The sequence below is a fragment of the Brevundimonas vesicularis genome (assembly GCF_027105095.1).
GTDB classification, from domain to species: Bacteria; Pseudomonadota; Alphaproteobacteria; order Caulobacterales; family Caulobacteraceae; genus Brevundimonas; species Brevundimonas vesicularis_E.
On record NZ_CP114278.1, the window covers coordinates 240,625 to 255,373 of the forward strand.

General features: G+C 66.5%; 10 protein-coding genes and 1 tRNA gene. 7 read left to right on the top strand and 4 right to left on the bottom strand.

What is annotated here, in order from left to right; translation table 11 throughout:
- Positions 1 to 234: 234 nt before the first annotated feature.
- Both O2K97_RS01165 and O2K97_RS01170 read left to right on the top strand, forming a co-directional pair.
- A complete protein-coding gene (locus O2K97_RS01165; RefSeq protein WP_155966031.1) occupies positions 235 to 528 on the top strand; it encodes a hypothetical protein in 294 nt (97 codons plus the stop codon).
- Positions 506 to 1,636, top strand: a complete 1,131-nt coding sequence (locus O2K97_RS01170; RefSeq protein WP_017505057.1) for a site-specific integrase — start codon at positions 506 to 508, stop codon at positions 1,634 to 1,636. Before O2K97_RS01165 ends, O2K97_RS01170 begins: the two co-directional genes overlap by 23 nt.
- 84 nt (positions 1,637 to 1,720) lie before the next feature.
- Here the strand turns inward: O2K97_RS01170 and O2K97_RS01175 are convergent.
- Positions 1,721 to 1,797: transfer RNA gene (locus O2K97_RS01175), tRNA-Arg, on the bottom strand.
- 143 nt (positions 1,798 to 1,940) lie between these two features.
- Here O2K97_RS01175 and O2K97_RS01180 point away from each other — a divergent pair.
- Positions 1,941 to 3,683 carry a gamma-glutamyltransferase family protein gene (locus O2K97_RS01180; protein ID WP_269220123.1) on the top strand — a complete coding sequence of 581 codons (1,743 nt, stop codon included), beginning with the start codon at positions 1,941 to 1,943 and terminating at the stop codon, positions 3,681 to 3,683.
- Positions 3,684 to 3,687: 4 nt separating this feature from the next.
- Here the strand turns inward: O2K97_RS01180 and O2K97_RS01185 are convergent, their stop codons facing one another.
- Complete coding sequence (locus tag O2K97_RS01185; RefSeq protein ID WP_220116689.1) at positions 3,688 to 4,494, bottom strand: lipid A-modifier LpxR family protein; 807 nt, start codon at positions 4,492 to 4,494, stop codon at positions 3,688 to 3,690.
- Between the two features lie 216 nt (positions 4,495 to 4,710).
- Positions 4,711 to 6,600, bottom strand: coding sequence for a ribonucleoside-diphosphate reductase subunit alpha (locus O2K97_RS01190; protein WP_269220124.1), 1,890 nt, complete (start codon positions 6,598 to 6,600; stop codon positions 4,711 to 4,713).
- 273 nt (positions 6,601 to 6,873) lie between these two features.
- On the opposite strand from O2K97_RS01190, the gene O2K97_RS01195 reads away from it, so the two are divergent.
- The 3 genes from O2K97_RS01195 to O2K97_RS01205 are packed head-to-tail and all read left to right on the top strand — an operon-like array spanning position 6,874 to position 10,370.
- Positions 6,874 to 7,650, top strand: a complete 777-nt coding sequence (locus tag O2K97_RS01195; protein WP_269220125.1) for a phosphatase PAP2 family protein — start codon at positions 6,874 to 6,876, stop codon at positions 7,648 to 7,650.
- 37 nt (positions 7,651 to 7,687) lie between these two features.
- On the top strand, positions 7,688 to 9,025 hold the full coding sequence (locus tag O2K97_RS01200; protein ID WP_269220126.1) for an acetyl-CoA hydrolase/transferase family protein: 1,338 nt from the start codon (positions 7,688 to 7,690) through the stop codon (positions 9,023 to 9,025).
- Between the two features lie 43 nt (positions 9,026 to 9,068).
- A complete protein-coding gene (locus O2K97_RS01205) occupies positions 9,069 to 10,370 on the top strand; it encodes a PQQ-dependent sugar dehydrogenase (RefSeq protein WP_269220127.1) in 1,302 nt (433 codons plus the stop codon).
- Here O2K97_RS01205 and O2K97_RS01210 read toward each other — a convergent pair.
- Positions 10,367 to 11,605 carry an argininosuccinate synthase gene (locus O2K97_RS01210; RefSeq protein ID WP_269220128.1) on the bottom strand — a complete coding sequence of 413 codons (1,239 nt, stop codon included), beginning with the start codon at positions 11,603 to 11,605 and terminating at the stop codon, positions 10,367 to 10,369. The genes O2K97_RS01205 and O2K97_RS01210 overlap by 4 nt on opposite strands.
- Positions 11,606 to 11,794: 189 nt before the next feature.
- On the opposite strand from O2K97_RS01210, the gene O2K97_RS01215 reads away from it, so the two are divergent.
- Positions 11,795 to 14,659, top strand: coding sequence for a M16 family metallopeptidase (locus O2K97_RS01215; RefSeq protein ID WP_269220129.1), 2,865 nt, complete (start codon positions 11,795 to 11,797; stop codon positions 14,657 to 14,659).
- The last annotated feature ends 90 nt before the right edge of the window (positions 14,660 to 14,749 follow it).

The following is a 14,749-nucleotide window of genomic DNA, read 5'->3' on the forward strand; positions in this document are numbered from 1 at the left end:
TTCTCCCTCGGCAGTGACGACAACCGAGGGAGGCACCGCTCAATCCCGAGCCCGCACACCTATTGTCTGTCGTCAATGCGCCCTCGCCCCTCCCCGTCCGCCGACAAGGCGTCAACAGATTGGTCGCAACTTAAGGCCGTCGCCTTTCACCTGTTGCCCTCGGGACAGATCGACCAAGAAGGCCGACCGTCCGCACCCCCAGTGTTCTGGCCGCTTCTGCTCACGAAAGAGCAGTTGAGCGCCTACTTGGCGCTGTCGTGGTCCACGATTTCCAAGATTTGCACGGTGGCTCCTGTTGATGTGGGAGCCAGCGTGATCCGCTACAACCGTTTTCAGATCGACGAATGGGTTGCGAGCCTGCCGCCCAAAACGATCAAACACGCTGCGCCAGCGGCTCCGTCGCTTTCGAACATCGAGGCCGAAAGCGACGAACGTCGAACCTCAGCGCTGGATAAGGTTCGGGCCCGTACCCTTAATCGTCTGAGCCAAAGCCGCCAGTCACTGAATGATGAAGCGCGCGATGGATAAGGTTAAATACGTCCAGCGCATCCGACGCCCGGACGGCACCGTCGATCTCTATTTTCGCAAAGGGAACCACCGTGAGGGCCCTCTGCGGTCACTCGATGGTTCCCCAGAACTGAAGGCCGAGGTCGATGCGATTCTCGCTCGACTCGCCAGGGCGCAAGCCGCTCAGACGCCGAGGGCGGGGACTGTAGGCGGCGCTATCCAGCGCTACAGAAAGTCCGCCGATTTTATCGGGCTCGCCCAGTCGACACAGATAGAATATGGGCGCCTACTCAATGAGATCGAGGTAGACGTCGGCGACGTTCGCCTCGCTGAAGTTGATAAAGGTTGGGTAAGAGACCTGCGTGATCTTTGGGCGCCGCGTGGCCATAAAGCCACGAATGACCGCGTTCAGATGCTCAAAAACGCCCTGAAGCCGGCCATTGAGGACGACCGCATAAAGACCAACCCTTTTTTGGGGCTGAAAAAGCTGGCTCCGCCTCATGACGCTGATGAGGTGAACCTTGCCTGGACAGACGAGGAAGTGGACGCGTTCATCGCGCTAGCCCTTCGGCGCAACATGCCGGGTCTGGCCCGTGCCGTGGCTCTAGGGCGCTGGGGCGGCTTCCGTCGGGGTACAATCTGCAACATCCCGCTGAGCGCTCGAATCATCGCGCAAGATGATGACGGTTTCCCCCAGCGCCGGCTCTACTGGACGACCGAGAAGCGTAAGGTTTTGTGCGACAAACGTGAAGACAACCGCCTCTCTGCCTTTTTGGAGAGCACGCCCACCAAAGCTCTTACCATCGCATACAACCAACGCGGCCACCCCTGGAAGGTGCGCGCTCTTAATCAGGCTGTCACCCGCCTGGCCACTGCGCTGGCTAAGACTAAGCGCGCTCGTCCCAATCTTACACCTCATGGCCTGCGCCATGCCCGTGGGCTTGAACTCGCGTACGCAGGTGCATCTGATGCCGAAATCATGGCGCAGCTTGAACACACCACCGAACGAGCGGCGCGGATTTACCGCCGGCAGGCGCAGCGTCGCCGCATGGCGGACAGCGGACAGGACCGAGTCGATAATGTCGTAGCGCTCAAGGCAGAGAGAAAACGGTCTTCGAACGGGACGTGAACGCAGACTGTAACGAAGGGTGTAAAACGACTGTAACAGCGCGGATCAAAACACGCGCCTCGTCCACTAAGTCGTTGAAAAAGATGGCGCACCCGGAGCGATTCGAACGCCCGACCCTCAGATTCGTAGTCTGATGCTCTATCCAGCTGAGCTACGGGTGCGGCTGCCTTGCGGCGAGGGCGGGTCTTTAGCCGGTGGATCGGGCGGACGCAAGCGGGGGAATGCAGTTTCTGCGTCTGAAGCGGTTGGCGTGGCGTCTGCGACGGCTTAGGCCTGTCTGACGCTCCCTGCTTTCGGATCTTCCATGCGCCTTTTCCGTCGCCAGATCGCCGCTGTGCTGGTTCCCGTCCTCCTGGCGGGATGCCAGACCGCGACAGCCAGCCAAGGCGCGCCCTCGGCGACGACAGCATCGCCGCAGGCCTTGTCGGCCCCATCGCCTGCGCGCGGACCCTTCGTCGCGGCGGCCAATCCGCTGGCGGTCGAGGCCGGGATGACTGTGCTCCGGCGCGGCGGATCGGCCGTGGATGCGGCGGTGGCGATCCAGGCGGTGCTGGGGCTGGTGGAGCCGCAGTCGTCAGGCCTGGGGGGCGGGGCCTTCCTGATGAGCTATGACGCCGAGACCGAGACCGTCACGGCCTATGACGGGCGCGAGACGGCGCCGGCGTCGGCGACTCCCGAACTGTTCTATGAAGACGGCAAGCCCCTGCCCTTCATCGACGCGGTGTTGTCGGGCCGCTCGACCGGGGCGCCGGGGGCGGTGGCCATGCTGGCGATGGCGCAGAAGGACCACGGCAAGCTGGCCTGGCGCGATCTGTTCGGGGACGCCGAGCGGCTGGCGCGCGACGGGTTCAGGGTCAGCCCGCGTCTGGCCGGCATGATCAATGGGCGCAATCCGCAGGCGTGGACTCGCTGGGCCAGCGCCTATTTCACCAAGCCTGACGGCACGCGATATCAGACGGGCGATACGTTGAAGAACCCGGCCTACGCCGACACGGTCGCGCGGTTGGCGCAGCAGGGGCCGGGCGCCATCTATGGCGGGCCGATCGGGCGCGACATCGCGGCGGCGGTTCGCGAAGGACCGCGTCCCGGCGGTCTGACCGAGGCGGACATCGCCGGCTATCGTCCGTTGCGCCGAGACGCCTTGTGCCGGCCCTACCAGGCCTATGTGATCTGCGTACCGCCGCCGCCGTCCAGCGGCGTCGCGCTGCTGGAATTCCTCGGTATGGCCGAGGCCACGCCGGATCTGGACAAGGGCGCGACCAGCCCCGAGGCCTGGGTGGCCTTCGGGCGGTTGCAGCGGCTGATGTACGCCGACCGGGACCGCTATATCGGCGACAACGACTTCGTCGGCGTGCCGATCGCGGGTCTGCTGGATCCCGCCTATGTTGCGTCGCGCGCGGCTCTGGCCCCTCAGGTGAACGGCCCGGTCGAGGCCGGCGCCCCGACGGGATCGCCGCCGCGCGGGGCCGACCAGACCGCCGAGCCGGGCGGCACCTCGCACATGGTCGTGGTGGACGCCTGGGGCAATGCGGTCAGCATGACTACGACGGTCGAGAGCATCTTCGGCAACGGGCGGATGGTCGACGGCTTCTTCCTGAACAACCAGCTGACCGATTTCTCCTTCACGCCGCTGGAGGACGGGCATCCGGCCGCCAATGCGGTGGCGGCGGGCAAGCGGCCGCGCTCGTCTATGACGCCGGTGCTGATCCTGGATCGTCAGGGGCGGCTGGTCGGCGCCATCGGCTCGCCGGGCGGGTCCAGCATCCTGGCCTATGTCGCCAAGGCCTTGGTCGGGACGCTGGAGTGGAACCTGTCGATGCAGGAGGCGATCGCCCTGCCCAATCTGGTGGTGCGGGGCGAGATGGTCGGGGCTGATACGGACATGATCACGCCGGATATTCGCGACGCCCTGGCGGCGGCTGGCATGGCCCTTAAGCCCAACGCTACCGAGACCTCGGGCCTGCATGGCGCGATCTGGCGCGACGGGCGCTGGGACCGCGGGGCCGATCCGCGACGCGAGGGCGTCGCGGTCTCGGAGGTTCGCTAAAGGCTCAGCGGCCGGGACGGATCGACAGTTGGAAGGCCAGCAGGCCTTCGCTGACGTCGGTGTCCAGGCCGTTCATGCCGCGCAGACCCTTGCCGGCGTCGATCTCGCGATAGACTACGCCGAACGAGGTCTGCATGTCGCCCTTGCGATAGGCCACCCCGATCGAGGCGTCGCCCAGGAAGCTGCCCTTGTCCTGGGTGTAGCCGGAGCGAGCGTAGTCGCCGTCACGCGTGCGGGCGAAGTTGTAGCCGACAGCCCGGCCCGATCCGGCGGCGTACAGATACCAGCGCGGCCGCTCGCCGAACCGTTCGCGGCCGTTGGGGGCCAGACGATCCAGCCCCTCGCCGATCTTCAGCGTGACGCCGGCCTCGGCCGAACGGCCTTCGCTGCCGACGCCCAGGCCTGCGTGGGGCGTCAGGCTGACTTCCAGGCCCGAGGCGGTATGGCCGCGCGCGCCGCGGAAACCGCGCACATAGCGCAGGTCATAGGCGTCGGGGTCCAGCTCGGCCCGGTCGACGGGCGTGACCGGCAGGGGCGAGCCGTCGGCGCGGCGCAGACGGCCGGCCGTCTCCAGCGTCACCCGGTCGGTGAAGTCGGTGCGATCGATCCAGACGTCGTTGCGCGTACTGGCGGACAGGCCGGATCGGTCGTCGGGACGGAAGGCGGTCGGGATTTCGATCTGGGCGCCGAACCGAGCGTCAGGTGCTACGCGAAAACGCGTCTGTTCAGTCAACCGCGCCTCGACATCGGGCGAGGCGTCGAAGGCGTTGGGCGCCCAGGCCTGTGCGCAGGCGGCGCTCGCGCCGGCCATCGCCAACACGCCCCCCAAGCCGACAATACAGGCCTTTAATCGCATCCGGTCTCCCCACCGATCCGCTGGACACACACTGCAACCCGCAGGCGCGAGAGTCCAACGGCTTTTGGTCATGGTTTCGTCGCTTTTGAACGAGGACGACCAGCAGCGGTTCCAAAACGAAAAAGGGCCCCGCTGTCGCGGAGCCCTTCGGATCGTTCGGTGCAGATGGCCCTATTGGCAGGCCAGGCACTCGTCATAGTCGGTCTTGGGCAGGGAGAAGAGATCGGGCTGATTGGGATCAACCACCTCTTCGGCCTTGTCCTCGGCGCCCGCGAAGGCGGCGCGCTGGACCGACTTGGAGCGCAGATAATAGAGCGACTTCACGCCCCGCTCCCAGGCGGACCAGTGCAGCATGTGCAGATCCCATTTGTTGACGTCGCCGGGTATGAAGAGGTTCAGCGACTGGGCCTGGCAGATTTCCGGCGCGCGGTCGGCGGCCAGTTCGATCACCCAGCGCTGGTCCAGTTCGAAGGCGGTCTTGAATACCCCCTTCTCGTCCTCGTTCAGGGCGTCGAGGTGCTGGACCGAACCTTCGTTCTCCAGGATAGAGCTCCACACCGCCTCGGTGTTGATGCCCTTTTCGTCGAGCAGGCGCTCCAGATAGGGGTTCTTGACCGCAAACGACCCCGACAGGGTCTTATGGGTGTAGATGTTGGCCGGGATCGGCTCGATGCCGGCCGACGTGCCGCCGCAGATGATCGAAATCGAGGCGGTCGGGGCGATGGCCAGCTTGTGGCTGAACCGCTCCATCACGCCGCGCTCTTGGGCGTCCAGGCACGGGCCCTTCTCCTCGGCCAGCAGGCGGCTGGCCTTGTCGGCCTCGCGACGCAGATGTTTGAACAGGCGCATGTTCCACGACTTGGCCATGGCGCTTTCGAAGGCGACGCCCTGCCCCTGCAGGAAGGAGTGAAAGCCCATCAGGCCCAGACCCACCGAACGCTCGCGCTTGGCCGAATAGACGGCGGCGGCCATGGCGGGCGGGGCGCGACGGATGAAGTCCTCCAGCACATTGTCCAGGAACCGCATCAGATCCTCGACGAAGCGCGGCTCCTCACGCCATTCCAGGAAGGTCTCGGCGTTCACCGACGACAGGCAGCAGACGGCGGTCCGGTCCACGCCCAGGTGGTCACGGCCGGTGTGCAGCATGATCTCGGCGCACAGGTTCGACTGTTTGACCTTCAGGCCCAGGTCGCGCTGGTGCGGCGCCATCTGGCGGTTCACCGTGTCCGAGAAGATCAGATAGGGCTCGCCGGTCTGCATGCGGATGTCGAGCAGCTTGGTCCACAGCGAACGGGCGTCGACGGTCTTCATGACCGCGCCGTCCTTGGGGGACTTCAGATCGAAGGTTCCGCCGACCTTGACCGCCTCCATGAACTCGTCGGTGACGTTGATGCCGTGGTGCAGGTTCAGGGACTTGCGATTGAAGTCGCCCGACGGTTTGCGGATCTCCAGGAACTCTTCGATTTCCGGGTGGTGGATGTCCAGATAGACGGCGGCCGAACCGCGGCGCAGCGAACCCTGGCTGATCGCCAGCGTCAGGCTGTCCATCACGCGGATGAAGGGGATGATGCCTGACGTCTTGCCCGCGCCCTTCACCTTTTCGCCGATGGAGCGAACGCCGCCCCAATAGGTGCCGATGCCGCCGCCGTTGGAGGCCAGGGCCACGTTCTCGTTCCAGACGTTCTGGATGCCGTCCAGGCTGTCGCCCACCGCGTTCAGGAAGCAGGAGATCGGCAGGCCGCGATCCGCGCCGCCGTTCGACAGGACCGGGGTCGCCGGCATGAACCACAGGCGGCTCATATAGTCGTACAGGCGCTGGGCGTGTTCGGCGTCGTCCGAGAAGGCGGTCGAGACGCGCGCGAACATGTCCTGATAGCTTTCGCCCGGCAGCAGATAGCGATCTTCCAGCGTCTTCTTGCCGAAGTCGGTCAGCAGATCGTCGCGCGAGCGGTCGACCTGGACCGATTTGACCACGGTCAGGTGGGGGCGCTCCGGCGTCGGCGTCGCCGCAACGCCTTGGAATTCCGTCGTCTTCAATGCCTCGCCGCCAGCCATGGTCATCTGCGTCCTGAACAAAAAGTCGTTTGAGCCGCCCGCGCCGCGACCACATCATCTTGTGGCCTCTGCGCTCCCCGAGCCCAGATATAGGGCGCATATGCCTAATGACCCGTCAACGGGTTGACGCCGACCATTGTGGGCGAATCGGTCGGACAAGTCCCAGCCGTCTGGGGAAAAGCCCGCGTGCAAGCCAGCACGTCCGTTTTGAGCGCCTGCGACAGCGTGATCACGAACGCGTGATCGGAACGACTGCCCAGCTTGGCCGTTGGCTCGCGCATGACGCTTTCTGACTTACGCGCCTTTTTGATACGCGCCCTGACGGTCGCCCGCACGGAAATCGCCGCGCTTCTGGCCCTGCTGGTCGTCGCCGGCGGCGTTCTGACCTTCGCCGGCCTCGCCGATGAGATGACTGAGGGCGAGGGCCAGGCCTTCGATCTTCATGTCCTGGCGCTGATGCGGCCCTATGCCGACGATCCCGGCCGGCCGTGGGGGCCGTGGTGGCTGAAGGAGGCGGCGGCGGACATCACCTCGCTGGGCGGCATCTCTGTGCTGGGTCTGTTCGCCCTGATCGTGATCGTCTTCCTGCTGAGCCAACGGAAATGGTTGTCGTCCCTGCTGCTGGTCATCGGCCTGGCCGGCGGCGTCGTGCTCTCGGAAGGCCTGAAGGCGGTGTTCGAGCGCGCCCGGCCCCCTGCGGCCATGCAGGCGGTGGAGACGATCAACGCCAGCTTCCCCTCAGGCCACGCCCTCTTGTCCACCGTCTTCTATCTCAGCGTCTCCGTTATGCTGACCCGCGCCTTCCCGCGCGAGCGATTCAAGGTCTTCGTCCTGGGCGTCGGCATTCTGCTGGCTCTGCTGGTCGGGCTGACGCGCATCTATCTGGGCGCCCACTGGGCCACCGACGTCTTCGCCGGCTGGGCGGTCGGCGCGGCCTGGGCCATGGCCCTGTGGCTGGTCGCCTATGGGGTGGCGCGCTGGCAGAAGCGTCACCGCGCGGCGCTGCAGGACGAAGCCTCCCCGATCGAAGCCGCCCCCGACCCGACCAAAGTCTAGGCCCGCGATCCGTCTCGCGGCGGACTAGTCTGGCGACATGACGCAAACGCACGCCATGAACCACGCCGCCCTCTACGCCGAACGCCTCAAGACCCCCGATCAGGCCGCCAACCTGATCGTGTCGGGCGCCAAGGTCGCCATGGGCCTTGGCGTTTCCCAACCGCCCGCCCTGCTCAAGGCCTTGGCCGAACGGGCCGAGCGTGGCGAGGTCGAGGATGTGAACCTCTACTATTTGCTCTCGACCGCCATCGCAGGCGACACGGTGCTGCGCTATGAGCTGATGGATCGGATCCGGCCATGGAGCCTGTTCCACAGCGCCATCGAACGGCGGCTGGAACAGCGGGCCCATGAGGACGGCCGGCCCAATCCCGTCCAGTTCATCCCCACCGGCTTTCAGCAGTCGCCCCGCCTTCTGTGCGACGAGGTCAAGGTGGATGCGCTGATCTGCACCGTCTCGCCGATGGATGCGGACGGCTTCTTCTCGTTCGGGACCAACACCGACTACGCCAAGCCGGTGTCGCAGACGGCGCGGACGGTGATTGTCGAGGTCAATCCGCACATGCCGCGCGTGTTCGGCGACTGCACCGTCCATGTGTCCCAGGTCGCCGGCATCGTGGAACATGCCGCGCCCCTGCTGGTCGTGCCGCGCGCCGAGCCTCAGCCGGCGGACCTGGCCATTGGCCGGATCATCGCGGGCCTGATCGAGGACGGAGCGACGCTTCAGATGGGGATCGGCGCCCTGCCCAACGCCGTCTGCGACGCCCTGATGGACCACCGCGATATGGGCGTTCACACCGAGATGCTGACGCCCGGCCTGGTCGAGCTGATGCAGGCCGGCGTCGCCAACCATGCCCGCAAGACCCTGCATCCGGGTGTGGGCGTCTTCGCCTTCTCGATGGGCGACCTCAACACCTATGAATTTCTGGACGGCAATCGCGACATGGAGGCCCATCCGGTCTCCTATGTGAACGACCCGGCCGTGATCGCGCGCAATGCGAAGATGATCTCGGTCAACGCCACGCTTCAGGTCGACCTGACCGGCGCCTGCTGCTCAGAGTTTTTGAACGGGCGCCAGTTCACGGCCGCCGGGGGCCAGCTGGATTTCGTGCGCGGCGCCTATGGGTCGCAGGGCGGCAAGTCGATCATCGCCTGTCATTCCACGGCGGCGAAGGGGACGACCTCTCGCATCGTCGCCCGGCTGGACGGGCCGGTCACCACCCCGCGCAACGACACCCACATCGTCGCCACAGAACACGGCTGGGCCAATCTGAAGGGCAAGTCGTCCAGCGAGCGCGCCCGCGCCCTGATCGCCCTGGCCGCGCCGGAGTTTCGCGACGGTCTGACGGCGGCGGCGCGCGAGCAAGGGCTGATCTGACGCCGCACTTGATCTTGGACCGTCCGTCGGGGCTTCTGGCGTCATGAAGACCGTCCGCCTGCTGGCCCTGCTGTCCTTGCTCGTCGCCGCGCCTGTCAGCGCGAGGGGCGCGCAAGGCGCCTATGCCACCGACGGCGACTGCGGCGGGCGGCCCATGACCACCGTGCGGATGGCGCCGGGCTATTGCCTGGGGCTGGTCTGGCAGGGCGCGGGTGCCGAGGGACCGCGAATGCCGCGTGGCCTGCTGGCGCTAACCAATGGCGACTGGTTGGTGACGGATCTGGGCAACTGGTATCCGGGCAATGGCGCGATCTGGCGGCTGTCGTTCGGCCCCGACGGTGCACCGCGCTGGCGACGGCTGGCGCAAGGCCTGAGCATGCCGCACACGGCGGCGCGCGGGCCGGACGGGCGCATCTATGTGTCCGAGATGAACCGCATCCTGACGCTGGACCCCGACGCGGCCGATCCGGCGGCGACGGTGCGCACCGTGATCGGCGACCTACCCGACAATCGGCTACACGCCAATCGTCACCCCCTGTCCAGCTTCGTCTTCGACGCCAACGGCGACCTGCTGGTCAATGTCGGCGCGCCCAGTGACCGCTGCGTGGATGCGCGAGGCCGGGCGCGGTCCAATGCGGCCGGCGCCTGTATCGACAGCGCCGCGACGGCCCAGGTGCGCCGTCACGCCTATCTGGGCAACGGCCGCTGGGCCGAGGACAGCACGGTCTTCGCCTCGGGCCTTCGGAACTCCATCGCCGTGGTCCGGCATCCGTCGGGCACGATCCTGCAAGGCGAGAACTCGGTCGATCTGACCACGCCCGACCATCCCTATGACGAGATAAACGTCCTGCGTCAGGGCGGCCATTACGGCTGGCCCTATTGCGTCGATCTGGCGACGCCCCTGCCGGGTTGGAGCGCGGCTCAGGCGCGGTGCAGCCAGCGCGACCGCCCGGCCGCCCTGCTGCCGCCGCACGCCGCGCCGCTGGACCTGATCTATTACGACGGGGCGATGTTCCGAGAATTGCGCGGCCGGCTGCTGATGACTTGGCACGGCTATCGTCATGCGGGCGGCCGGATCGTGGCGACCGAGACGGATGGCGAGGGCCGCCCCCTGACCGACATCGGCGGCCGCTACGCCATCTATCCGCGCGGTGCCCTGTCCTATCCCGCCGCCGCGCCCAGCATAAGCGGCAAGGTGCTGACTCCGGGCTGGGACAGGGTCGCAGGCCGTCAGCCGCGCGGCGCGCCGGTCGTGCTGGCCGTCGCCGCCGACGGATCGATCTGGGTCACGGACGACCGAAACCGGGTGATCCTCAGGATCGCCCGGTCGGATAAGACGCCTTAGCTCTTGCGCGTGTCGCGCTTGGCCAGGACGCGCAGGCGCAGGGCATTCAGCTTGATGAAGCCGGCGGCGTCCTTGTGGTCGTAGGCCTGGACGCCTTCTTCGAACGTCACCAGATCTTGATCGTACAGGCTGTTGGGGCTTTGCCGGCCGACGACCGAGACATTGCCCTTGTACAGCTTGACCTTGACCGTGCCGGAGACGTTTTCCTGGCTCTTGTCGATGGCGGCCTGAAGCATCTCGCGCTCGGGCGAGAACCAGAAGCCGTTGTAGATCAGCTCGGCGTATTTCGGCATCAGCTGGTCCTTCAGGTGCATGGAGCCGCCGTCCAGGGTGATGCTTTCGATGCCGCGGTGCGCCGCGATCAGGATGGTCCCGCCAGGGGTCTCATAGACGCCGCGCGACTTCATGCCGACGAACCGGTTCTCAACCAGGTCCAGGCGGCCGATGCCGTTGTCGTGGCCATATTGGTTCAGGGCGGTCAGGATCGTCGCGGGCGACATGGCCTCGCCGTTGATCGAGACGGCGTCGCCCTTTTCGAAGCCGATCTCGATGACGGTCGCCACGTCCGGCGCGTCCTCAGGGCTGATGGTGCGCTGGTGGACGAACTCGGGCGCCTCGACCGCCGGGTCTTCCAGCACCTTGCCCTCGGACGAGGAGTGCAGAAGATTGGCGTCGACGCTGAAGGGCGCCTCGCCGCGCTTGTCCTTGGCGATCGGGATCTGGTTGTTCTCGGCGAAGTCCAGCAGGGCCTCGCGGCTGCGGAACTCCCACTCGCGCCACGGAGCGATGACGCGGATGTCGGGCTCCAGCGCATAGTAGCCCAGTTCGAAGCGGACCTGATCGTTGCCCTTGCCGGTCGCGCCGTGACAGACGGCGTCGGCGCCGACCTGACGCGCGATCTCGATCTGGCGCTTGGAGATCAGCGGCCGGGCGATGGAGGTGCCCAGGAGGTAGTCGCCCTCATACTGGGCGTTGGCGCGGAACATCGGGAAGACGAAGTCGCGCACGAACTCCTCACGCAGGTCGTCGATGAAGATGTTTTCCGGCTTGATGCCCAGCTTCAGCGCCTTCTCGCGCGCCGGGCCCAACTCTTCGCCCTGGCCCAGGTCGGCGGTGAAGGTCACGACCTCGGCGTTATATTCGGTCTGGAGCCACTTCAGGATGATCGAGGTGTCCAGCCCGCCCGAATAGGCGAGGACGACTTTCTTGACGGGCTTGTCGGCGGCGGCGGACATGGCGGCTCTTTCAGCAAGGGGCGGTCAGTCGGGGAGTTGACGCGCGCATAAGACCGGGGGTCAGGCGATGCAACCTTTTCCGGGTCGCGCAGGCAAGAAGGTGAACCTTTCGTCATGTTCCATTTGGTTGCGTTGCCAGTCGCCAGACCGACGTTATGGTCCCCTTCATCGCAATCCCGAGGATATCGCATGCGCCGCACTGGCTCTCTCGTCGCCGCCGCCGCCCTTCTGGCGGTTTCAACGCCCGTCTGGGCCTCCGTGGCGCCTGCACCCGCCGATCAGGCCGCCGGTCAGGCCGCCGCGCCCGCCGTCCAGGCCGCGCCGGTGTCGCAGCTGATCAACGAAGTCGACATCCCCTACACCAAGTTCACCCTGGACAACGGCCTGACCGTCCTGGTCCACGAGGATCATAAGGCCCCCGTCGTCGCCGTCTCCGTCTGGTACAACGTCGGCTCCAAGGACGAGCCGGCCGGCAAGACCGGCTTCGCCCATCTGTTCGAACACCTGATGTTCGGCGGTTCGGAAAATGCGCCCGGCAGCTATTTCACGCCGATGCGCAACATGGGCGCGACCGACATGAACGGGACAACCTATTTCGACCGCACCAACTATTTCGAGACGGTCCCGACCCCCGCGCTGGAACAGGCCCTGTTCATGGAAAGCGACCGCATGGGCTACATGCTGGGCGCCATCAGCCAGGAGACGCTCGATCTGCAGCGCGGCGTCGTCCAGAACGAAAAGCGTCAGGGCGACAACCAGCCCTATGGCCTGAACGAGTACAAGCAACTTGAGGCGCTCTTCCCCGAAGGCCACCCCTATCGCCACTCGACCATCGGCTCCATGGCCGACCTGGACGCCGCCTCAATGCAGACGGTGCGCGACTGGTTTACCTCCAACTACGGCCCCAACAACGCCGTGCTGGTGCTGGCCGGCGACATCACCCCCGCCAAGGCGCGCGAACTGACCAATAAATACTTCGGCCCGATCGCCAAGGGTCCGGTCAACAATCCGGCCCAAGCCCCGGTGCCGACCCTGTCCGCCCCGCTCAGCGAAACCACGCACGACCGCGTCTCGAACGCCAAGATCGATGTCAGCTGGGCCGTGCCAGGCATGCTGGACCCGGATTCCGTGCCGCTCAGCGTCGCCGCCTCGGTCTTGGGCGGCCTGGCCTCCTCGCGCCTGGACAATGAACTGGTGCGCGGCGAGCAGACCGCCGTCTCGGTCACCGCCAACAACAGCGACTTCCACCGCGTCGGCATCTTCGAGATGAGCGCCACGATCAAGCCGGGCGAAGACCCCGCCGCCGTCGAGGTGCGCATGCGTGAAATCCTGAACGGCCTGATCGCGAACGGCCCGACACAGGACGAGATCAACCGCGTCGTGACCCAATACGCCTCGCGCCGCATCCAGGGCCTGGAACAGGTCGGCGGCTTCGGCGGCAAGGCCACGGCGCTCGCCGAGGGCCAGCTCTATGCCGGCGATCCGGAGTTCTACAAGAAGCAGCTGGCCGCCTACGCCGCCGTCACGCCGGCCCAGGTCAAGGCGGCGATGCAGAAGTGGCTGACCCGTCCGGCCTATACGCTGACCACCCTGCCCGGCCAGCGCGAAGCCTATCAGGAGGCGGCCGCCGCGCCGTCCGGGGCCAACCGCACGCCGGCCCCGGAAATCGAGCGCAAGCCGCGCATGCCCAAGCCCGAGATCGGTCAGGTCGCCAACGTCGACTTCCCGGCCGTTGAGCGCACGCGCCTGTCGAACGGCATGGAGGTGATCTACGCCCAGCGCGACGCCACCCCGACGACGAAGATCGCGCTCGACTTCGACGCCGGTCTGGCCGCCGACGACCGGTCCAAACTGGGTCTGCAAACCCTGATGCTGGACCTGATGGACGAGGGCACCCGCACCCTGAACGCCACGCAGCTGGCCGAGGCGCAGGAAGCTTTGGGCGCGACCATCACCACCGGCGCGACGATGGACAGTTCGGTCGTCCAGCTGTCGGCGGTGACGCCGAACCTGAAGCCTTCGGTGGATCTGATGGCCGAGGTGGTGCGCAATCCCGCCTTCGCCCCGGCCGAGCTGGAGCGCCTTCGCGCCACCCGCCTGTCGCGCATCGCCGCCGAGCGGACCCAGCCGGCCGCCCTGGCCAGCCGCGCCCTGCCCGAGCTGATCTATGGCCCGAACAGCCCTTATGGCCGTCCGTTCAGCGGCAATGGCGACGAGGCCAGCGTGAAGGCGATCACCGACGCCGACATCCGCGCCGACTACGCCAAGTGGATCCGCGCGGACAACGCCAAGCTGTTTGTCGTCTCCGACCGGCCCCTGGCCGAGCTGACGCCGATCCTGGACAGCGCCTTCGGTCAATGGGTGCCGCCCGCATCGGCCAAGGCCGTCAAGGACTTCTCGGCCCCAATCCCGGCCGCGACGCCCAAGATCGTGCTGATCGACCGCCCGCAATCTCCCCAGTCCTACATCATGGGCGGCGAGGTCCTGGGCGTGTCGGGCAAGGACGACCTGCTGGTGCTGAACGCCGCCAACAATGTTCTCGGCAACGACTTCCTGTCGCGCATCAACTCGGATCTGCGTGAGACCAAGAGCTGGTCCTACGGCGTCAACGCCTCGGTCAATCCGTTCGCCGGACGCGTGCCCTATCTGGTCACCGCCCCGGTCCAGGCCGACAAGACTGGCCCGGCTATCGAAGCCCTGAACCAGCAATTCAACGACTTCCTGTCGGGCGGCAAGGGCGTGACGCCCGAAGAGCTGCAACGCACGATCAACGGCAACACCCGCCGTTTGGCCGGCAGCTACGAGACCTCGGCCGCCGTCCTCGGCGCCATGCGCTCCAACGCCCTGCTGGGCCGTCCGGACGACTATCCGGAAACCATCGCGGCGCGCACCAACGCCCTGACCGCGGCCCAGCTGGACGCCGCCGCCAAGGCCGCCATCGACCCGTCCAGGTTCGTCTGGGTCGTGGTCGGCGACGCCTCGGTGGTCAAGCCGCAACTGGACGCCCTGGGCATCCCTGTCGAGGTCCGCGCGGCGGCCCCCGCCGCCCAATAGGGCGACGACAGACCACAACGATGAAGGCCCGGAGAGCGATCTCCGGGCCTTTTCTTTTTGCCGTCATGCTCGGGTGTGACCCGACGATGA

Bases quoted from the DNA above. Each gene is read 5' to 3' on its own strand.
- O2K97_RS01170 (WP_017505057.1), top strand. From the start codon at position 506: ATGATGAAGCGCGCGATGGATAAGGTTAAATACGTCCAGCGCATCCGA.
- O2K97_RS01180 (WP_269220123.1), top strand. From the start codon at position 1,941: ATGCGCCTTTTCCGTCGCCAGATCGCCGCTGTGCTGGTTCCCGTCCTC.
- O2K97_RS01185 (WP_220116689.1), bottom strand. From the start codon at position 4,494: ATGGCCGGCGCGAGCGCCGCCTGCGCACAGGCCTGGGCGCCCAACGCC.
- O2K97_RS01190 (WP_269220124.1), bottom strand. From the start codon at position 6,600: ATGACCATGGCTGGCGGCGAGGCATTGAAGACGACGGAATTCCAAGGC.
- O2K97_RS01195 (WP_269220125.1), top strand. From the start codon at position 6,874: ATGACGCTTTCTGACTTACGCGCCTTTTTGATACGCGCCCTGACGGTC.
- O2K97_RS01200 (WP_269220126.1), top strand. From the start codon at position 7,688: ATGACGCAAACGCACGCCATGAACCACGCCGCCCTCTACGCCGAACGC.
- O2K97_RS01205 (WP_269220127.1), top strand. From the start codon at position 9,069: ATGAAGACCGTCCGCCTGCTGGCCCTGCTGTCCTTGCTCGTCGCCGCG.
- O2K97_RS01210 (WP_269220128.1), bottom strand. From the start codon at position 11,605: ATGTCCGCCGCCGCCGACAAGCCCGTCAAGAAAGTCGTCCTCGCCTAT.
- O2K97_RS01215 (WP_269220129.1), top strand. From the start codon at position 11,795: ATGCGCCGCACTGGCTCTCTCGTCGCCGCCGCCGCCCTTCTGGCGGTT.